The organism is Raineyella sp. W15-4 (assembly GCF_033170155.1).
GTDB lineage: Bacteria > Actinomycetota > Actinomycetes > Propionibacteriales > Propionibacteriaceae > Raineyella.
Window position 1 is genome coordinate 1,987,875 of record NZ_CP137079.1, and the last position, 20,151, is coordinate 2,008,025.

At 66.2% G+C, this 20,151-nt stretch carries 18 protein-coding genes; 7 read left to right on the forward strand and 11 right to left on the reverse strand.

Annotated features, from left to right (window positions below):
- Positions 1–141: 141 nt before the first annotated feature.
- The 3 genes from R0145_RS09310 to R0145_RS18420 all read right to left on the reverse strand — a co-directional run bounded on the left by R0145_RS09310 (position 142) and on the right by R0145_RS18420 (position 3,303).
- Positions 142–849 carry an ABC transporter ATP-binding protein gene (locus tag R0145_RS09310; protein ID WP_317836547.1) on the reverse strand — a complete coding sequence of 236 codons (708 nt, stop codon included), beginning with the start codon at positions 847–849 and terminating at the stop codon, positions 142–144.
- On the reverse strand, positions 846–2,888 hold the full coding sequence (locus R0145_RS09315; RefSeq protein ID WP_317836548.1) for a hypothetical protein: 2,043 nt from the start codon (positions 2,886–2,888) through the stop codon (positions 846–848). Before R0145_RS09315 ends, R0145_RS09310 begins: the two co-directional genes overlap by 4 nt.
- A 124-nt stretch (positions 2,889–3,012) precedes the next feature.
- Entirely contained in the window at positions 3,013–3,303 is a 291-nt protein-coding gene (locus tag R0145_RS18420; RefSeq protein WP_411742030.1) for a lactococcin 972 family bacteriocin, read from the reverse strand.
- Between the two features lie 404 nt (positions 3,304–3,707).
- Here R0145_RS18420 and R0145_RS09320 point away from each other — a divergent pair, with 404 nt between their 5' ends.
- On the forward strand, positions 3,708–4,856 hold the full coding sequence (locus R0145_RS09320; protein WP_317836549.1) for a hypothetical protein: 1,149 nt from the start codon (positions 3,708–3,710) through the stop codon (positions 4,854–4,856).
- On the forward strand, positions 4,849–5,505 hold the full coding sequence (locus R0145_RS09325; RefSeq protein WP_317836550.1) for a response regulator transcription factor: 657 nt from the start codon (positions 4,849–4,851) through the stop codon (positions 5,503–5,505). Before R0145_RS09320 ends, R0145_RS09325 begins: the two co-directional genes overlap by 8 nt.
- Before the next feature lie 12 nt (positions 5,506–5,517).
- Here the strand turns inward: R0145_RS09325 and R0145_RS09330 are convergent, their stop codons facing one another.
- Positions 5,518–6,153 (reverse strand): GtrA family protein, encoded by a 636-nt coding sequence (locus R0145_RS09330; RefSeq protein ID WP_317836551.1) that lies wholly within the window; start codon positions 6,151–6,153, stop codon positions 5,518–5,520.
- A gap of 869 nt (positions 6,154–7,022) precedes the next feature.
- Here R0145_RS09330 and R0145_RS09335 point away from each other — a divergent pair.
- Entirely contained in the window at positions 7,023–7,550 is a 528-nt protein-coding gene (locus R0145_RS09335) for a hypothetical protein (RefSeq protein ID WP_317836553.1), read from the forward strand.
- Here the strand turns inward: R0145_RS09335 and hisH are convergent.
- Genes hisH through hisD form a run of 4 tightly spaced genes read right to left on the reverse strand, consistent with a single transcriptional unit; the run spans position 7,538 to position 11,314 of the window.
- On the reverse strand, positions 7,538–8,206 hold the full coding sequence (hisH, locus tag R0145_RS09340; protein WP_317836554.1) for an imidazole glycerol phosphate synthase subunit HisH: 669 nt from the start codon (positions 8,204–8,206) through the stop codon (positions 7,538–7,540). The two genes, R0145_RS09335 and hisH, sit on opposite strands and share 13 nt — an antisense overlap.
- Positions 8,203–8,835 carry an imidazoleglycerol-phosphate dehydratase HisB gene (gene hisB / locus R0145_RS09345; RefSeq protein ID WP_317836555.1) on the reverse strand — a complete coding sequence of 211 codons (633 nt, stop codon included), beginning with the start codon at positions 8,833–8,835 and terminating at the stop codon, positions 8,203–8,205. The genes hisH and hisB overlap by 4 nt, the downstream gene beginning before the upstream one ends.
- Positions 8,836–8,837: 2 nt before the next feature.
- Positions 8,838–9,992 carry a histidinol-phosphate transaminase gene (locus R0145_RS09350; RefSeq protein ID WP_317836556.1) on the reverse strand — a complete coding sequence of 385 codons (1,155 nt, stop codon included), beginning with the start codon at positions 9,990–9,992 and terminating at the stop codon, positions 8,838–8,840.
- Entirely contained in the window at positions 9,989–11,314 is a 1,326-nt protein-coding gene (hisD, locus tag R0145_RS09355) for a histidinol dehydrogenase (protein ID WP_411742031.1), read from the reverse strand. Before hisD ends, R0145_RS09350 begins: the two co-directional genes overlap by 4 nt.
- 18 nt (positions 11,315–11,332) lie before the next feature.
- On the opposite strand from hisD, the gene R0145_RS09360 reads away from it, so the two are divergent.
- Positions 11,333–12,130: a DUF554 domain-containing protein gene (locus R0145_RS09360; protein WP_317836557.1), complete on the forward strand. Its 798-nt coding sequence runs from the start codon at positions 11,333–11,335 to the stop codon at positions 12,128–12,130.
- Positions 12,131–12,288: 158 nt separating this feature from the next.
- Positions 12,289–14,655 carry a glycoside hydrolase domain-containing protein gene (locus R0145_RS09365; RefSeq protein ID WP_317836558.1) on the forward strand — a complete coding sequence of 789 codons (2,367 nt, stop codon included), beginning with the start codon at positions 12,289–12,291 and terminating at the stop codon, positions 14,653–14,655.
- On the opposite strand, the gene R0145_RS09370 is transcribed toward R0145_RS09365, so the two are convergent.
- The 3 genes from R0145_RS09370 to R0145_RS09380 all read right to left on the reverse strand — a co-directional run bounded on the left by R0145_RS09370 (position 14,652) and on the right by R0145_RS09380 (position 17,345).
- On the reverse strand, positions 14,652–16,241 hold the full coding sequence (locus R0145_RS09370) for an IS1634 family transposase (RefSeq protein ID WP_317836559.1): 1,590 nt from the start codon (positions 16,239–16,241) through the stop codon (positions 14,652–14,654). The two genes, R0145_RS09365 and R0145_RS09370, sit on opposite strands and share 4 nt — an antisense overlap.
- Before the next feature lie 248 nt (positions 16,242–16,489).
- Positions 16,490–17,191 carry a hypothetical protein gene (locus R0145_RS09375; RefSeq protein ID WP_317836560.1) on the reverse strand — a complete coding sequence of 234 codons (702 nt, stop codon included), beginning with the start codon at positions 17,189–17,191 and terminating at the stop codon, positions 16,490–16,492.
- A 22-nt stretch (positions 17,192–17,213) separates the two neighbouring features.
- Positions 17,214–17,345 (reverse strand): hypothetical protein, encoded by a 132-nt coding sequence (locus tag R0145_RS09380; RefSeq protein ID WP_317836561.1) that lies wholly within the window; start codon positions 17,343–17,345, stop codon positions 17,214–17,216.
- A gap of 288 nt (positions 17,346–17,633) precedes the next feature.
- On the opposite strand from R0145_RS09380, the gene R0145_RS09385 reads away from it, so the two are divergent.
- Positions 17,634–18,035 (forward strand): transposase, encoded by a 402-nt coding sequence (locus R0145_RS09385; RefSeq protein ID WP_317836562.1) that lies wholly within the window; start codon positions 17,634–17,636, stop codon positions 18,033–18,035.
- 1,427 nt (positions 18,036–19,462) lie between these two features.
- Entirely contained in the window at positions 19,463–20,107 is a 645-nt protein-coding gene (locus R0145_RS09390; RefSeq protein ID WP_317836563.1) for a DUF2202 domain-containing protein, read from the forward strand.
- Positions 20,108–20,151 lie beyond the last annotated feature (44 nt).

Consider the following 20,151-nt stretch of genomic DNA (forward strand, 5'->3'; position numbering starts at 1 on the left):
ACGAAGATGACAACTGAGCCCCCGGGCTGGATCAGCCTGCCGGGCCGAACGGGATCAGCTGGGAAAGCGGAGTCGGCGACCGTACGATCCAGTCGGCCGCCGACGCGGTCGAGCAGAAGCTCAACCCCACGGCTCCTTCGATCAGAGCCTGATGATGAGATCGGCGCGCTCGACGACACGGGCATCATGCGTCGCGATCACCGCGATTCCCCCGCTTCGGCAGTGGTCCGTCACGAAGTCGTTCAATCGCGTTGTGTTCTCGTCATCCAACGCGGACGTCGGCTCGTCCATCAGGAGTATGCGTGGCTGACGCAGAGCCAGCCTGATGAGTGCGACCCGTTGCTGTTCGCCACCGCTCAGACGATAGGCAGGGGTGGACAACAGCGCGATCGGCAGGTCGAAACGGTCGAAGACCTCCTCAATGCCGCTCAGGTCTCGAGAGAACCGGTAGCCGCCTACTTCGAGGTTCTTGCGGACCGACCAGGACGCCACCAGTCCGAAATTCTGGAAGAGAAACCCGACGGTCTCACGAAGGAACCGCCGCCGACTGCCTCCCCGCAACGCGGCCATGCCAGTACCGCAGACGACCAGTTCGCCACTGGTCATCTTTTCGAGGCTCCCGAGGCACTGGAGAAAGGTGGTCTTTCCCGAACCACTCTGTCCACACACTGCCGTCACCATGCCTGGCTCGATCTCCACGTCCAGGCCGCGCCACAGGACTCGACCCGGGTAAGCGAACTCGAGATCGTGGCCCGCGATGCCCGCGCCAGCCAGCTCGATGTCCCCTCCACCACCACCCGACACGCATGGGGCAGCCGCTTGCACCACATCCACCTCGCGCTGCTTCATGAGATCACCAATGCCTCTCGTCGCTCCTGCCTGCCGAGCAGCAAGAGAGCGGTTGTCGCTGCCAGCAAGGCAAGAACGCCACCTGCGAACACGATCCCTGCTTTGGCCGCCAATGCGAGGTCGATCGTCAGCAGGTAGGCCGCCGACGGCGCGATGACCAGACAGCCCGTCATTGTCACATAGCGCCAGTGGATCCCCAGATAGCTCCGGCCGGTCGTCCACAACAGGAAGATCGCCACTCGATTCCGAAGAAGGTAGATGGCGGAGAGAATCACCAAAGCCATCGAGAGGACGGTCACCATGAGAACCATGCCAGTGATGACAACCTTGTAATCAGCTTCTCTGTTGACACGATAGAGTTCGGATGCTTGGGCGACAATCTCGATGTCGGCAGCTCCGGAAACCCCATACTGATCCAGCAACCTGACCAGGGAATCACGATCCTTGAAGGCGCCGGATCCCGCATAGAAATGGTCGTCAAACAACCCGCCGCGCGCATCGGTCACGAGCATCACCGGATCGACCAGGTACATGGGTCGCCCCGGAGCAGTGTCCGCACCGTTGTAGTCGAGACGGGGTACCACACCAAGATCGACGCCATCCAGCACCGTGAGCTGGGGGGCGACACGATCGGCGGGATCCCGCAGCGATGCCTCCCAAGACAACCAATCGGTGGCGTGCGAGATGATCTCCCTTCGCTCATCTCCGCGGCCGGACGGGATCAGAAGGGCGACTCCTCCAAGCGGTCGGGTAGCCTCCTCGACATGCCGACGAAGACTCGCATCGGCAGCATCCAACGAACCCAGGAATGCAGTGTTGGCGACCAGAGCGGTCGGTCGGCCCTTCTGGTCGAACGCCGTCCCACGTCCTGCTACTGCGTCGACCTGAGTGAGGAGGACTCCACCGGTCGACTCGGCCTGCCGATAGCTCTCCGCGAGCCCGTCGATCACCTGCTTAACGTCATCACCGACAATGGCGTAGGTCGTGTACGTGAACACAAGATTCGAGTGCGCTGCACGGTAGGAGTCCGCCTGCTGTTCCAGATGGCGATCGTTGGCACCCGCGAAGGCCTGCGCGGCGCCTGCCGAAGCAATGATGGAGGTCCCGACGATCGCGACGACCGAGAGGCTGGCCAGCAGTGCAACCGGGCGTTTTCCGGCCATAATACGCCCGATCGAGAATCCCCGCACGGCCAGCCCGAATAGTGCCGATGCGGCCAGCACGGCGCTGCCCTGAATCAGAACGTGCAGCGACGCGACCGTGATGATCGAGGCCCATCGGTATCCCGCCGCCCACCCAAATGCGTAGCCCAACAGTGCTGCGGACGGGACCACTCCGGCCAACAGGGCCGGGATGAGTACACCGCCGGCTTCCCTGCCCAGGACTTGAACATACGACATACCGACCGATAGCCGCAGTCCGGCGACAGCCAGGCGCAGGCTGAGCAGATTGGCTCCGGCCAGGACCACGGCCACCCACGCGATCACCACCGCCCCACCCCATGGGCTCCCGGTCAGAAAAATGGGCCATCTCAGGACAGCCGGAAGAGAGGGTACGGTCTTGACATCAGCCCCCAGAGAGGCGAGCGACTCCATGACAGCTTGCGCCTGCTCGGCACTCCCGTGGACGAAGAAGCCTCCCAACAGTTGATACCGCTCGATAGAACTTGCGGGATAGAGGCGTCCGACATATCTCCCGCCGAAGGTCGGGAAAGTGTGAGTCTGGACGTCACCGATGATCGATCCGGGATCCCCGGCGAACACGAAATAGTCGGTGGCCAGAATGCCGTTCTCAGGAGCGGGCCAACTCTTGTAGACGTTGACCCCCTCCGCCAGGGCCACCGCGTCCAGCGTCGTGGTGAACTCTTGGAGCGAGACTCGGCCCGGAAGCGAGTAGAGGGCCACCCCTTGAGTGATTCCTTCCGGACCATAACGATCCTCGTCGGTCAAGAACATCGCCGTCGACAGGAGCAGCGTCAGCGAACACAGCCCAGTCGCCACCCAGAGCAGTAGCTTCCCCAGTACCAGATTGCTACGCACTCCACTCTCCTGTTCTCCGGTTGCGTCTCCTATTCTCCAGTTGCGACGGCGCTACGAACCAATGACACCCATCGACTGTGGGGGTCGGCTCCCTCGCCTGAGTGCCGACACCCACTCCCGTCAATCAGGAAACTCGCCAGTACGCCGTGTTCCCCGCCAGAGTGGCGGACGTAGAGGCGTACGACCACCGTCCCTGAGGCGTCCAGGGAGACGCGACACAGCGAACCCCACTGCACGCCGTGCTTCCATGAACCTTGGAACCGTGATAATAGTTGGACCACACAATTCCGCCAACTCCGTAGTTCCAAGTACCACCGCCAACCGGAACGACAGTGGCGTTGGCCGATGCCGCGCTTCCGGCTGCGATACCGAGGGTCACAACAGCCGTGGCGATTGCCTTTGCGATTCGATTCATGTTCCATTTCCCTTTCGTTCAAATTGTCCAACACGCCACACTCGATCTCTCACATGAACAGAGATCTTGCGTATACTTGTCTATCGAGGTGGGCAGATGGGGTAGAGCACAGGCCACCATTGGCAGATTCCATTAGGCTCGATACCCACCATCACCATCGAGGTTTCGTCTGGATAGGAGTCCAGGCTGACGTCCCCAGAGGGAACAGTTCCAGCCAGCGCAAGCAGAATGAATAGAGTACTAACGATTCGCTCCAAATTTCGTCAGATGACCGTCCAGCTTTTTCTAGTCAGATGCTATCTGCCGTCACGTCCGCCGTACGAGTCCTAAGTAGTTGACGCTGAGTCAACGATGGTCGACCTGTCCGTACTTCGCCGACGCATCGAGTGCGTTATGCTCCGCCCATGGGGAAGATGCCAACGAGGTCTTGGGCACGAGCGGGATGGGGCGTCGCAGCTGCGGCGATCCTCGGACTGAGTTCAGCGCCCTTTTTGCCGCCCTTTGCAGACGACCCGGTCGCTACTGCCCTGGAGATAGGCCTGAGCCTGGCCGGAGGGATGTCGATCGTCCATCCCAGGGCAGGTGCGGGCACATTGGTTGCGTGCTGTGTCGCCGTGGTCATCCTCCTGCCCGGAGCTCTCGGACTCTCTGTCCTTGCCTTCGCACTGGGAACCGCGGCCCTCTTCGCCTCCGGCTCGGTGGCGTTCGGCGCGGGCTCCGGACTGCTCTACTACGCCGTCCTGCTGGGACTCAGTCTCAGCCAGGCGAGATCAACCGCAGAGGTGCTTGAAGCGGTCGGGTTCTGGACAATCGTCTTCGGCTTGGCCACGGCCGCCGGGGTGGGGGTCCGGCGTGTGCAGGTGATTCGACAGCGAGAGTCCGAGGCGCACGCGAAGGCCATACGCGATGAACGTGAACGAATGGCGCGCCATCTCCACGACACGATCGTGCGGGCCACTGACCGAGCGGTGCGGCGCGCGGAGATGGCCCATAGTCGGGGCGACGCCGACGAGCGGACCCTCCATGACTTGGAGTTCATCGCCGAGACGTGCCGGGCTGCTGTCGCCGACCAGCGGCGTCTGTTGCAGGTGCTTCACTCAGATGACGGACTGGCGACTCTCTGCGGACCTGCCCCGAGGCCAGCCGTCGTTCTCGAAGCCGCGCTGGCCGCCCTGCGGAGCGACGGTTTCGATGCCCGCCTGCGCTGTGATGACAACCTCGCCTCAGTGGATGAGACCGGCGCGCAGGCGTTCGCCGACGCCATGCAAGAGGCCGTCGCCAACGTCATAGCTCACGCGGACCGCAGCCAACCGGTGACAGTGGTCGCGGTCAGCAACGGACCAGTCCTGCGATGCGGGATCCGCAACAGAATCCTCCGGCCCGATTCACCATCCGGACGAAATGGTCATCTCGGCCTGGGGATCGCTCATCAGCGCCTGCGTCAGGTGGGCGGAAGCTTGCTGAGCAGACCCAAGGGGGCGGCATGGGAGACCCTGGTGACCGTTCCCGCAGAGGGCGCAGTGGCGACCGGGAAGGGGAATAGTCATGACTGACCTACGCGTCCTCATTGCCGATGACGATGCACTGACACGACGGTCCCTCGTCGACATCCTGACCGCCGAACCTGGCTTGACAGTGGTGGGCGAGGCCCGCGACGGTGCCGAAGCGGTCCGGTTCGTGGCCGAACACGAGGTGGATCTGGTCCTGATGGACCTGCGCATGCCGGTGATGGACGGATTCGCCGCGACCCGGGTCATCCGCGACCGAACTCGGGATCTGCCGATCCTGGTACTGACCTCGTACGATACCGACCAGGACATCCTCCTTGCGCTGGCGGCCGGGGCTTCTGGCCACCTGCTCAAGACCGCCTCCCCTGCGCAACTCTCCCGCGCCGTCCACCTCGCCGCGGCCGGACTGAGCGTGCTCTCCCCCGCGGCGGCCGAGGTGATGCGGACCTTTCCGTCCCGCCGGCCGCCACCGGCGCCGGCCGGCGCCCACGGGCTGAGTGAGCGTGACCGCGAAGTCGTCGCCGAGGTGGCCTCCGGAGCGTCCAATCGTGAGATCGCCAGGCATCTCGGTCTCACCGAGGCCACGGTCAAGACGTACGTGTCGCGCATCCTCACCAAGATGGGCTGTCAGTCACGCGCCCAGCTCGCCGTGCGCGCCCAGGAATTGCGAGTGGACCACCTACCTCAGCAGTGACAAGCCAGCCCCTCAATCGCGAGTGAGTTCTCCGCTGATAGCTCGGCTGCCGGACGAGTCGTGACCTGAGGGTTCGGCCCGGGCCGGACTGGATCCGCGCCGGAACGTCCACACCAGGTTGAGCAGATAGTTGACCGGCATCGTGGCCCCGATGGCGATCACCTGGGCCCAGTAGGCGCGGGCTCGAAGGCCGGAGGTGTTGTCGAACGGCGGGTCCGGCAGGACCATCGGTGAGGTCGGATTGGTCAGCAGGATCTTCACCGCCAATCCCAGGATTGCGGCAACCACGCCGACGGCGAGGAATTTCCCCAGCCCGCTGGTCCACTGCTCCGGCGCCCGCTCTGCGAACGTCCAGCGGCGATTGATCCCATAGTTGAAGACATTCGCGACCAGGAAACAGACGATCCACACGACCGCGGTGAAGCGCACGTCCCACTGCCCTGGCAGGTCGACCACCACATCATTGTCGTGGATAACACCGCCGTGCACCTTCGTCATCACGATCGTCAGTGCGACGTTGAGCACAGTGCCCAGCCCACCCACGACGCCGAAGCGCAGAAATCGGTGCGCACCCGACGGGTCTGGTGGTTGCATCTCTGACATGGGTGGCACGCTACCACTGATCGACGCAAAGGTCAGAATTTCCAACCGTCCAGGATATCAACCAATGTTGATCACGATCACCCTTTCGCGGGGTGCACGTAATAATTCCGGGACTTACCAGCGACTTCGATTCCAAATAACCTCTATACCAACGGCGCAAGCACCTCAGACATCGCCGTCAACAACAGTCAGCCACCGAAGAGAGACGAGGAAGAGCAACGACCAAACCAGCCATTTTTCTCGCGGGTCTATTGACCGCAGCAATTGCACTCACCCCGATTCAGGCATCCGCCGCCTCTCCCAATCAGACTACTGCCCGGATGCCAACTGTAGTCGAGGCCAGTGGCGGAAATCAGCCATCCGGGCCATATGCGGTCCAGTCCATCGTCTATCACGGCCCCTATTCTAACTTGGCCACCTGTACCGCCGTATCACTTCTTTTCAGCGCAAGCTACAACCTTGCCGTTCCTTGTCATCAGCGCCTCAATGGCTGGTGGTTCGGGAGCATTTGGTAGAGGAGCCAATACCTGGAAGCAGTTGTCCGATCGTTCAGGTGTGCGTCCGGGTGGTGACCTAGCCTCGATCTTTCACCCGATCGGGTTCTGGTTTGTTGTCGCGGCAGGGGATCTCCGCTTCGTGGGCTGATTGTGGCAGGTAGGTGTGACCAGAACCCGCGTGGCGCCGCGGGGCGAGTGGTCCGGGTGGGCCAACAGCCCCACAGGGCCCCGCGCCGGTGTTGGAGCTCCAGCTCCGTCAACTGACCCCGGGTCGTGTTTGTCGCGAACGCGCTCAGGCGGTAGCCGTCGCGACATCATCGAACCGCAGTTGTGACGGCGCTCACTGAAACTCCCCACTTCTGCTCATCGAAATTCCCCACCCTGGGTCGCTCCGTCGCATGAGGCGGGTCTCCCTCGATGCTGGTGGTCTTCGACCACACACCAGCCTTCGAGGGACGCCCGTTCCTCGTGCTCTCAGAGAGGAGCAGCGTGGACATCAACGCGCTGAAACGGCAGGGGATGACGATCAGTGAGATCGCCCGCCGCACCCACCACGACCGCAAGAAAATCCGCGCCTACCTGAACGGGGAACGCACCCCGGGCCAGCGTGAGCGCGCGGCGCCGGATCCGTTCGACCTGTTCGTCGACTACGTCACCGCCAGGCTCACGGAGGACCCGCACCTTGTGGGCGGCGACGCTGCTGGACGAGCTCGGGCCGCTGGGCTACGACGGCTCGTATCCGACGCTGACCCGGCAGATCCGGGCACGCGGACTGCGGCCCCCGTGCACCGCATTCGCGCCGCGTACGAGCGTCCTCCTCGCCGCCGACTCTGTCAGCGCCGGGTCTGGCGTTCTCGACCGTGCCAGACCGCTGTGTCTCAGCCTCACCCGGGCACGATCCGCGCCGGAGGCTCTTCAGGACACGGCGAGGATCAGGATGCCTGAAGGCTCCCCAGCCACCTGGTCAGAAGCTGTGCCCCGGCCTCACCGGACTTCTCCGGATGGAACTGCGTCGAGCACAGCGGCCCCGCCTCCACCGCAGCGACGAACCGGTCGGTCTCGTGGGTGGCGTACGTGACGCGGACGCCCGGCACGCCGAGCAGGTCGTCACCGGCATGCACGCCGTAGCTGTGCACGAAGTAGTACCACGCATCCTCACCGCCGGCGAACAGGGTGCTCCCCTCGGCCGCCTCGACGGTGTTCCAGCCCATGTGCGGCAGCCGCTGGGCCGCCAGCCGCTCCACCACACCGGGCAGCACGCCGACCCCGGCGGCGTCGTGGCCGTGTTCGACGCCGCGGTCGAAGAGGATCTGGTGACCGACACAGATGCCCAGCACCGGCCGGCCGGCGGCGACCCGGGCGCGGATCACCTCGTCGCCGCCCACCGCACGCAGTCCCTCCATGCAGGCGGCGAAGGCCCCCACGCCCGGCACGACGAGGCCGTCGGCGGCCAGGCAGAGCTCCCGGTCGGCGGTCAGCGTCACGTCGGCGCCGTTGGCCTCCAGTGCCCGGAACGCCGAGCGGAGGTTGCCGGAGCCGTAGTCGAGCAGCGCCACCCGTGGACGTGCCGCCGTCCCCTCGCCGACCTGCGCCGCGGTCACAGCGCACCCTTGGTGGACGGCACGCCCTCGACCCGCGGATCGAGCGCCACCGCGTCCCGCAGCGCCCGCGCCAGTGCCTTGAACTGCGCCTCGACGATGTGGTGCGGGTCGCGGCCGGCGAGCAGCCGCAGGTGCAGGCAGATCTGCGCGTTCGCCGCGAAGGTTTCCACCACGTGCTGGGTCATCGACCCGGCGTACGGCACCGCGCCGTTCCCGCCGCCGATCAGGGCGTATGCCTGGCCGTCCGGCTCCCCCGAGATCACCGCGTACGGCCGGCCGGAGACGTCGACGACCGCATGGGCGAGCGCCTCGTCCAACGGCACGTACGCGTCGGCGAACCGGCGGATGCCCTTCTTGTCACCCAGCGCCTGCCGGAACGCCTGACCGAGCACGATCGCGGTGTCCTCGACGCTGTGGTGGGCGTCCACCTCGACGTCGCCGGTGGCGCGGACGGTCAGGTCGAACAGTCCGTGCTTGCCCAGCGCGGTGAGCATGTGGTCGTAGAACGGCACTCCGGTGCTGATCTCGGTGCGCCCGCGGCCGTCCAGGTCGATCCGGACGAGGACGGAGGACTCGGAGGTCTCCCGGCTGAGCTCGGCGGTGCGGTGGGATCGGGTCGGGTCGGCCATCGTCACTCCTCGGTCATCCGGAGACTGTCCGGCAGGATCTCCAGCAGGGCGGTCCGGAAGGCTGCCATCTCGTCGGGCGTCCCGGCGCTGACCCGCAGCCAGCCGTCCGGGCCGACCTCGCGGATCAGCACCCCGCGGTCCAGCAGACCGCGGAACACCGCATGTCGGTCGACGAACCGGCCGAACAGCACGAAGTTCGCGTCGGTCTCGGCGGTCCGCAGGCCCTGCTCCCCCAGCCAGCCGACCAGCCGGTCGCGTTCTGTGCGCAGGTCGTCGACCCGGGAGAGCATCTCGTCGGCGTGGTCGAGGGCGACCTTCGCCACCGCCTGGGTGATCGTCGACAGGTGGTACGGCAGCCGGACGATCCGGCAGGCGTCAACGACCGCCGGAGCGGCGGCGAGATAGCCCAACCGGCCGCCGGCGAAGGCGAAGGCCTTGGACATCGTCCGGCTGACCACCAGATTCGGGTGGTCGGGCAGCAGGTCCAGCGCCGAGCGGGTGCCGGCCCGGGCGAACTCCTGGTAGGCCTCATCGGCCACCACGATCCCGTCGGTGGCCTCGCACAACGTCCGGAGCGTCGACAGGTCGGTGCTGGTGCCGGTCGGGTTGTTCGGGGAGCAGACGATGATCAGGTCGGGCTGCTCCAGCCGGATCTGCCGCAGCGCCTCGTCCAGGTCGAGGGTGAAGTCTGCCCGGCGCGGCACGGTGACGTAGCGGCTGTGGGTGTCGCGAGCGTACTCCGGGTACATCGAGTACGTCGGCGGGAAGGTCATCACCACCCGGTCGGGGCCGGCGAAGGCCTGCATCAGCTGGATCATCACCTCGTTCGACCCGTTGGCCGCCCAGATGTTGTTCGCCGTCAGCGCGTATCCACCGCGGTTGAGGTAGGCTGCCAGGCCGGCCCGCAGGGCGGTCGCCTCGCGATCCGGGTAGCGGTTCATCGAGCCGGCCGCCGCCGCGGCGGCACGGGCGATCTCGGCGATCACCTCCGGGCTCGGCGGGTAGGGGTTCTCGTTGACGTTGAGGCACACCGGGACGTCGAGCTGGGGGGCGCCGTACGGCTCCTCGCCCACCAGCTCGGGACGCAGCGGCAGATCGGCGAGCCGGACGTCGGCAGCAGCCCGCTGAGCAGCAACCCCCGGCCGTACGGCGCTCATGCGCGGCTCCCGTCGGGGTCCTCGACACGCACCCGCAGGGCGTTGCCGTGCGAGGGCAGGTCCTCGGACTCGGCGAAGGCGATGACGTCCTTGGCCACCGCGTCGGTCGCGCCCTGCTGGTAGCGGATCAGATGCACCGCCCGCAGGAAGGACTTCACGTTCAGCCCCGAGGAGTGCTTGGCGCCCCCGCCGGTCGGCAGCACGTGGGTGGAGCCGGCCAGGTAGTCGCCGAGCGAGACCGGGGACCAGGTGCCGATGAAGATCGCACCGGCGTTGGTCACCCGCTGGGCCAGCGCCTCGGCGTCGCGGGTGTGGATCTCCAGGTGCTCGGCGGCGTACGCGTCGGCGACCGCCAGTCCCTGCTCCATGTCACGGACCAGCACAATGCCGGACTGCTCCCCCTTCAGCGCCTGGCCGATCCGTTCGGCGTGCCGGGCCTCGGCGGCCTGCGCGGCGATGACGGTGTCGACCCGGTGGGCCAGCTCCTCGGAGTCGGTGATCAGCACCGCCCCGGCCATCGGGTCGTGCTCGGCCTGGGAGACCATGTCCGCGGCGACGTGGCTGGGGATCGCGCTGTCGTCGGCGACGATGGCGATCTCGGTGGGGCCGGCCTCGGAGTCGATCCCGACCCTGCCCTGGACGTAGCGCTTGGCCGCGGCGACGTAGATGTTGCCCGGGCCGCAGATCATGTCGACCGGCCGGCACAGGCCGGGCACGCCGTACGCGAACATCGCCACTGCCTGGGAGCCGCCCACCGCGTAGACCTCCTCGACCCCGAGCAGGGCACAGACGGCGAGGATGTTCGGGTGCGGCAGCCCGCCGAAGTCGGCCTGCGGCGGGGAGGTGACGGCGATCTGCTGCACGCCGGCGACCTGGGCCGGGACGACGTTGTGGATCACCGAGGAGGCCAGCGGCGCCCGCCCGCCCGGCACGTAGAGACCGACCCGGTTGACCGGGATCATCTTCTGGCTGATGGTCGCTCCGGTAGCCACCTCGACATCGACCTGCTGCGGGCCGAGCTCCTGGTAGGCAACGATCCGGCGGCGCTCGACGGCGATCTCGTACGCCTGGCGGACCAACGGGTCCAGCCCGTCGAGCGCGTGCTGGAGTGCCTCGGCCGGCACCCGGAAATGCTCCGGCACCACATGGTCGAACTTCTCCGACAGCCGCCGCAGCGCCTCGACACCGTGGGTCGCGACGTCCTGGCAGACCGGCGCGACGATGTCCAGGGCGGCCGTCACGTCGAAGGGAGCGCGGGGCACCATGGTGGAGTAGTCCACCTCGGCATCCACCTGGTCACGAAGATCGACAATGTTCAGCACCCGGCTAGTCTACGGTCCGTGTTCATCGGTTTCGGAACCCTCGCGAATGTGGTCACCGTGCTGGTGGGCTCCTCCCTCGGCCTGTGGATCGGCAGCCGCTTCCCGGAGCGTACGCAGCGTACGGTCGTCGATGCGCTCGGCCTGATCACGCTGCTGCTGGGTGCGCTCTCCGCCGCCGACGTGCTCTCCCCTGCCCTGCGCGAGGCGGTCGGCTCGTCCGCGCCGGTGCTGGTCGTGCTCGGTGCGCTGCTGATCGGCGGGGTGATCGGTTCCCTGCTCGACCTCGAGGGGCGGCTGGATGCCTTCGGCCACTGGGTGCGCCGGCGGCTCGTCCGTGGTGCCGATCCGGGTGCACACGTCGTGACCGATCCGCCTGCCGGCGACGGGAGCGGACGTCCTGACGCCGCCGGCCGGTTCGTCAACGGCTTTGTCTCCGCCTCGCTGCTCTTCTGCGTCGGACCGCTCACCGTGCTCGGAGCGCTCACCGAGGGTCTCGGTCGCGGGCCCGACCAACTGCTGGTCAAGGCGGTCCTCGACGGCTTCAGCGCGATCGCCTTCGCCGCCAGCCTCGGCGCGGGAGTGATGGCCTCGGCCGGAATGGTGCTGGTGGTGCAGGGACTGCTCACAGCGGTCGGCTGGGCGGTCGGAGACATCCTGCCCGAGCCGCACCTGATGGCCCTGTCCGCGGTCGGTGGGCTGATCCTGGTCGGGCTCGGGCTACGGATCCTGAACGCCCGGAAAGTGCCGGTGGTGGATCTGCTGCCAGCGCTGGTGATCGCACCGGCGCTGGTCGAGCTGGTCGCCGTCCTGCGCTGAGCTGTCTCCTCTCCCCGCGCTTCGGCGGGTGTCCTCTCCTGGGCGATGCAGAGTTCATCGGCCGTTCATCGCTGCTGGCTGGAGACGTCGCTTACGCGCGGGTAGGTCTGGATTCACGGGGCAAAGCGGGCGTGATCGCCCGGGGATGGTGGTTCAGCATGGCTGACGTGTGGGTTCAGAACACCCAGAACTGGCTCAACTCGACATACGGACTCGTCGACGGTTGGGTGTGGATCGAAGAGAACGGGCTGACCGGGTGGGACACCATCTACGGTCTGCGCCGCGGACTGCAACACGAACTCGGCATCTCCCCGGTCTCCTCCGGCTTCGGACCGGCAACGACAGCAGCGTTCACCGCCCAGATCGGAACGATCAACGACTCGACCACCTGGCAGAACGTGCTGAAACTGGCATCGGGCGCCCTGTGGTGCAAGGGCGAGGACGGCGACTACAACGGATTCGGCGCCGCGACGACGTTCTCTGCGGTCTCCTCGGGTGTCACCAAGGCCCGATCGGATCTGGGACTTGCCGGTGCGGCGACCATCGACGTGAAGCTGATGGCCTCGCTGCTGTCGATGGACGCCTATACCATCCCGCCGGGCAGCGGCGGGACCACCGAGATCCGTGAGGTCCAGCAATGGCTGAACGGCACCTACGTGAACCGGCGGGACTTCGCGATCGTGCCGTGCGACGGCCTGTTCTCCCGCCAGATCCAGACCGCCCTGCTGTACGCGCTGCAGTACGAGTTCGGGATGGCCGACGGCACCGCGAACGGCAACTTCGGCCCCGGCACCCGCTCCGGCCTGGCCAGCCAGGCCCCGGTCAGCCAGGGCAGCGCCGACAGCGCCCACCGGTTCGTCCACCTCTACCAGGCCGCACTGCGCTTCAACGGCTACCATCCGCCCTTCGACGGCACCTTCGGCGCCACCACCGCGACGCCGACCTCCACGTTCCAGGCGTTCATGGAACTGGCCGTCACCGGCGCCGGCGACTACGGCACCTGGTGTGCGCTACTGGTCTCCTCCGGCGACCCGAACCGGACGGTCTCCGGCTTCGACACCTCCGTCCAACTGACGCCCACGCAGGCTCAGGCGGCCAGGTCGGCCGGCTACACCCACGTCGGCCGCTACACCGTCGGTGCCGGCAAGTTCATCACCGCCCAAGAGTTGGCAGGCCTCAAGTCGGCCGGCCTGCGGCTGTTCCCGATCGAGCAGCGGTTCAACAACTCCGACGCCGAGATGACCGAGGCCAACGGGCGCGCCCAGGGCATCGAGGCGCTGGAACGCTGCCGCTGCCTGGGCCTGCCGGACGGGTCGACGATCTTCTTCGCCGTCGACTACGACCCCACCGGAGACTCCATCAGCGGACCGGTGACGAACTACTTCACCGGCGTCAACGCGATCATGGCGTTCCAGCTCGCCGGCCGGTACACCATCGGCGTCTACGGCACCCGCAACGTCTGCCAGACCATCATCGACGCCGGCCTGGCCAGCGCCGCCTTCGTCGCCGGCATGTCAACCGGCTGGTCGGGCAACATGGGCTTCACCATGCCCGACGCCTGGCACTACAACCAGATCCTCGAAACCAGCGAAACCCTCGGCGGGACAACCACCGCCCTGGACCACGTCGCCGTCTCCTCCCACGCCGCAGCCATCGACCTGGCGGGGGTGACCCCGCCGCCGATCGAGCACGACGGCTCTGAGTCGGCAACTGGGTTCAATCATTTCTTCGAATGGATGGTCAGCGCGGAAGCCACCTGCGAACGGGCGCTGAGCGGGTCCCTCGGGGAAGGACTGGTCACGTCCCTTCCGGACTACATTCTGGGCTGGCTCCGGAAGCCGACTTATTGGGATGCCAGGCCCAAGGCCTTCTTCTGGCAGGCCTACACACCGCAGTACGACAGCACCGACGCACAGCGCCTCGCCCGCGCCGCCTGCGAGTCAGCCTTGTCTGGCCTGTCCGACATCCGCACCGAGGTGGACGGCGGGTACCTCGATCTCGCCCACATGGCTACCACTACCCTCGGCTACCTGGAACGCGGTCTCGGATCCAACCCGGCCGGGTTCACTTGGGGAGATTTCGGTGGGTGGCCTCTCGACCTCATCCAACTGTGGGGCAGCTATCTGAACTACGTTGCGGGCGGAGGCACTGCAAATCTCGGCCAGTGGTTGTCGGCCCACCTTGCCGTCGTCAACGACAACCAGGGGTTCTCCTATTCCGACCTCGTCGCCGACGCCGACGGATGGCTCCTCGCGAAATCGGTGGGCAGCGGCGCCCGGGCACTGTCCCAAGCGTTGCGGTATATCAACCAGGTCGACAGCAACGAACGTCTGATCCGGTTCTACAACGAACGGTTCGCGGGTAGCCCCGACAATGTCGTCGCCGCGTTCACCGACCTCTCCGAGGGACTGCTCACTGGCCAGCAGCCGTGGGACGCCTCCGAGTTCCCCTTGGAACTCGTTTCTGGTGCTTCACGTGAGCCGAACGCTCAGGAAGCCGAACCCGAGTTCACACATTGGGGTTAGTGACCCCTGATTTTGTCGAGAATGGCTTGGACGTGGTCGGGGATCTCGGGCTCCAGGGTGAGGTGCTGGCCGTTGATCGTGACGGTCGCTGACCGGATCGGGCGCAGGGTCTGGACGAGTTTGCGGATGGTGACCCCGGACGCCTGTTGGAGGTGACGGCTGATCGCCAGCGCGGCGAACACGATGGTCAGGTGGGCCTCGATCGTGTCCCGGGTCTGGACGAACACCGGGCGGGCCCGCAGATCTGACTTGGTCAACCGGAACGACGCCTCGACCTGCCACAGGTCGTGGTAGGCCGTGATGACGGCCTGGCCGTCCATCGTGGCGACCGGCAGGTTCGTCACGTAGCCCTTCAGGCCGGCGAGCCGGCGGGCCCGGTCGATGGTGTCCTGGTTCAGCTGCTTGTCGGCACCGGCGACCTTCAGGAACCGGGCCCGCGAGACAGGCGCCTTGCCGGCGGCGATCTTCTCCGCCCGGGCGATCTGGGCATCGATCGCCTTGTCGTCACGCTTACGGCGCTTGAACGAGTACTGGTAGACGATCCGGCGTTCCCTGGCCGCCGACCCGGTCCCCATCACCCGACTCGATTCGAGGATCTGCCCGTCGGCGAACCAGTCTCCGTGACGTTCGAAGTGGTCGGCCAGGTCATAGGGCGCCTTCGTCAGCCGGGAGCCGACGATGAACGAGTACCCGGCGTCCTCCAGGGCGTTCAGGTTGCCCGCCGACAACATCCCGGCATCGGCGACCACCACGAGCTCGGCCAGTCCGTGACGGTCCCGGAAGGCCTTCAGGACCGGGATCAGGGTCTTGGTCTCCCCGATGCTGCCGTCGAACAGGTGGACCTCGAGCGGGAACCCGGACGGGTCGACCAGCAGCCCGACCTGAACCTGCGGATCGACCCTGTGCTCCTTGCTCATCCCGACCCGACGCAGGTCGTCCTCGTTGTCGTTCTCGAAGTGGAGGGTCGTGACGTCGTAGAGGATCAGGCCACCGGTGCCCTTGACGGCAGCCGAGTAGGCGGCGCAAGCGCGCGCCAGGCGGTCGCGGTAGTCGCGTTCCTTGACCCGGCGCAGGCACCGGTAGAGCGTGTTCAACGCCGGCGCCGCGACACCGATGTCGTCCAACACGCGCAGCGTGTCGCGTTTCGAGGTCGGCTCGATGATCCGCGCGCACACCAACGCCCGGAACGTGTCGTCCGCCAAGGCCTCGAACCCGAGCCGGCCATAGGCCTCGACCAGTAGATCCCACAACAGCAGTGAGGCCGTCCCCGAGACCCGCCCGCCGGCGGCCGTCTGGCGGGGCCGCCCACCGGTCGGTTCGACCGACAGCGTGTCGGCGGGACGGGTCCAGTCGGCAACATCGCCCAGCCGCGCCCCAGCCTGTTCGACCGGCCCCAGGTCCAGCATGTCCTGACCATCGGGGACCAGCCGTTCGCGGGCCGCGGCCATCAACAACCCCAACTCGGCGTCGGTATGCGCCGAACCGACGTGATCGACCGCGACGACCTGGCGGCCCTCACGCGTGACGATCTGAACCGCGACGGCTCCCGACGCGGTCCGGACCTTCCGTACGAACCGGGACCCCACCCGGGCAGACTACCGGCCCCCAAGGAGTTCTTAGTAACCCCTTTCACCACCCCGGACGGGAGAATCACCTAGCCAGACAAGCATTCACTGCCGAATCGACACGAGATGAGTGAACTCGGGAGTTCCCCTTGGAACTCGTTTCTGGTGCTTCACGTGAGCCGAACGCTCAGGAAGCCGAAGTCTGCGCAAGGGAACTCGCCACCTTCCTCGCCAATCCGCATCGTTGACCGGCGTGCTTACAGATCGGCTCACCGGGGGCAGTCGAAGGTCCCGGTGGGCGATCTGTACGGGCCGTGTGGGGGAAGATCGTCGTAGTTCTCCCCGTTGACTGTGAGGTGGGCTGTCCTGCGATCCCAGCGCAGCGACCAGTTGCGATGCCTGAACGGGTCGATACTGCCCGGCATACTCCAGCCGTAACCGGTCTCGCGCACCACGATCGAGCCGGGCAACGCCAGATAGAACAGCCCGTCCGACCCGTACTCGGCATCCTGGGTGACCGATACCACGACTCGACATCCACCGGCGCTGGCCGGGTTCAGCATGTGGTAGTGCTCATTGAGGAGAAACAGGCCCGTCATCACCGTGTAAAGACCGCCGAGAAGGACGACAACCGTCGCCATGAGCACCGCCGCGACCCTCCGCATCACGATCAGGAACCGCCGCAGGCGACCACTCCTCGGCGTGCGTGGCGTCCGCCTCCGAAGGCTGCACGACCAGCACACAAGGACCAGCACATAGAGCGCCACCGCCACCAGCCGAGCCTGCACCAGCAGCGGGCCGACATGAAACAGGAAGCCATACGCCACGGCCCCCGTGTACTCGGCGGCAACGAGGAGCGCGACCCACACCCAGCCGGCCCACCACAGGACAGGATGCCACACCGAACGCGACCACCCCGGCCAGCGCCGACGTGTCACCTTGGCCGAATCTTCCTGCGGCTCGACCCCCATGGACCCGATCGTACGAGGCCCGTCAGCAGGTCAGGCTGTCGCAGACAGCCTCGTCGTGCTCCACGGCCTGCCGGTAGGCCTCGACCGCATCGTTGGGGCGCAGCCGGACGGGCAGACCACCGGCGAGTCGCTGCGGACAGTCAGCGGTATGCACCCACCGGGCACCACCCGACGGCCAGTATGTCGCCGCGACGAGCACACCACATGGCGCGGATGCTGAAACCTGCGCACGGGTCTACGCCGACTTCCTCACCCTCCCCACTCGCTGACGAGCAGCGTCCGACCGCTCACCGCGGACAGTCGAAGGTTCCGGTGGGCGGTCCGTACGAGCCATCTGAGGGGAGACTGTCGTAGTCCGCCCCGTTGACCGTCAGATAGCCGACCCTTCCCTCCCACCGCAAGGACCACTGGACTGCGTGACGTTTTTCGGACACTGGAGAAAATGACCGGTTACGAGAATCAGGTAGGATCACATCATGACGGCCTCGAATACAGTGATGACTTCAAGGAGCAGGTCGTCCTTGAAGTCATCGAGAAGGACCACACCATCGCCGCGGTTGCCGAATCGTACGGACTTGTCGCTCAAACCGTCGGGAACTGGGTCAAGAAATACCGGCAGGACCACCCCGAACCCGGTACCGAGACTGCCAGCAAAGAAGAACTTGCCGAGATCGCGCGGTTGAAGAAGGAAATCCACGAAGCCCGTCTGGAGAATGAGTTCCTAAAAAACTTGGGGCGTCGGGGACGGCGATGGAGCCGTGAAAAGGGGGGCGGGCCTGTCCGGTGTGGCTGGTGGTCGGGTTCTCGGGTGGCTAGGTCTGGTGGTTGGGCCGGCGTGGGGTGATGCTGGTGGCGTGTGTCCCGGCTGATCCCGTTCCGCTTTATGCTCCTTGACACTGCCGACAGATCCCGTCACCATGACACGTCTCCACAATTCACCGGGGCCGTGGCACCGACCTGAACACGCTGCTCCTGTGGGTCACGCGACGCACTGGTTGGGGCTGATGGGGCATTGGCAGCAAGGAAGCAGGCGTTGCGGAATCGGAATTTTCTGGGGGCCCCGGGGACGTCGCGCGTCCAGACAGCGACGATAGCCGGACGCCGAAGTTCGTCAACGATCGTGGTGGCATCACCAGCCAGCGCATCGACCGAAATCACACTCTCCGCGCCGATGGATGCCGTCCTGGAGTGTCCCGGGGACACCGGATCGGCTTGACCAAGGGCAAAGCTGTAGAGGCTGGCCTCGCCGATGAGTTGCCAACAATGGCTACCGGCCAAGCGGTTCCTGCTGCCAGTCTGCCCGACAGACCGACAGACTTCCGAATCCTGTGGATACCCGGCCACGTAGGTGTAGGACACAGAAGCAGCAGCCGGGTTCGACTCGAATGTCCCGTTCGCCACCATGACCGACCCTGAAACTGGAATTTCTACATGAACCAAGTCGGATGAATATTGACGAGAAGATGCCACTCTGGGTTGCCCAAGCCAAAGCTGACTGTCAATCTTTGCTTCCAAGCCGCCGTCCGTCACCAGCGTTCCAGCCAGAACGAAGTCGGGTGGACCGTCGCTAGGTTTGCCGACCGAAATCTCGGAGGGCCCAGGGCTACTTGATGAGGAGGTCGAAGCAGGGCAGCCGCGGAACGGGTCACATGGGAACGTCATCTTCGAGCAGGCCGATATTGCTAAACAGGACGCCAGCACAAGCGAGGCCACCACAACGAAGAGCGATCTACGCCAAGGCATGATCGCATTCTTCCATGTGGCAGGGCTATGGCGTCCTCCTACGTCCCGACCTGATGACACATGGAGATGCGCGATCCACACCGTCACCGGGGCGTTCGGCCCGTCTCAGCTCAGTGACCAGTCCCCGGTCCGGAACGGGTCAACATACCCCCGCGTCGACCAATGGCCGCCAGTATCGCGGAGGACCGGTGACCCCGGCCCCGGGGCAGCGACAGGAGGTCACCCGAGATCCCTCGATGGCTCGGATCGGGATGGGCATCGGAAGTGTCAGCTTGTTCTGGATCACCTTGAGGACGCCGCTCCCGAGCATGCTTGTGTCACCGCCGGAGTCCTCAACACTGCTCGCCAGCTGGCGAGTCTCTGCCGGCGTCGCCGCGTTCGGCACCATCGTGGGCGCAGCCGGCCGACGCCGCTATGTCTGTCCCGAGCAGCCACCGACGCTTCACGGAATCTTCACGATCGCTCCCGCCGGGGCTCCACATCGACGCGATGGAGTGGAGTCATCAGCACCGAACAGGAGGATCCATCATGACCTCGAACCGCCTCATCGCCGGCATCGTCGCCGCAGCCCTCGGCCTGGGCCTCGCCGGTCCGGCCCTCGGCCTGGCCGTCGCCGCCCCGCCGACCGGCCGCCCGGGGGCCCAGGCCACTGCGTCCGCGCTCCCGACCTCACCACTGTCCGCCGCCGAGAAGGCCACCCTGCTGCGGATGGCCGACGAGGAACGGATGGCCCGTGACCTCTACACCACGATCGCCGAGAAGTACCCCGATGCCACCCAGTTCAGCCGGGTGGCGGCCAGTGAGCAGCAGCACTACGACCGGGTGCTGACGCTGCTCGACCGCTACGCCCTCACCGTGCCGTCTACGGTGGCCGGGACGTACGACAACGCCGAGGTGCAGCAGCTCTACGACGGCTGGCTGGCCCGGGCCCAGCAGTCGCGCGATGAGGCCTACCGGGCGGCCGTCGCGCTCGAGCAGGCCGATGTGAAGGACCTCCAGGCAGCCATCGACGAGTCCGACAACGCCGATCTCGACCAGGTGTACGGCCGGCTGCTGGCCGCCTCCCAGCAGCACGAGAAGGCCTTCACCACCGGATCCGTCGGAGCCGTCGGCACGGGCCGTGGACAGGCGAAGGGTCAGGGCCTGCGTGACGGCAGCTGCCTGCAGGACTGACCACCCCACCACTGCGTCCATCCCCGTCGGCTCCCCCGCCCGCG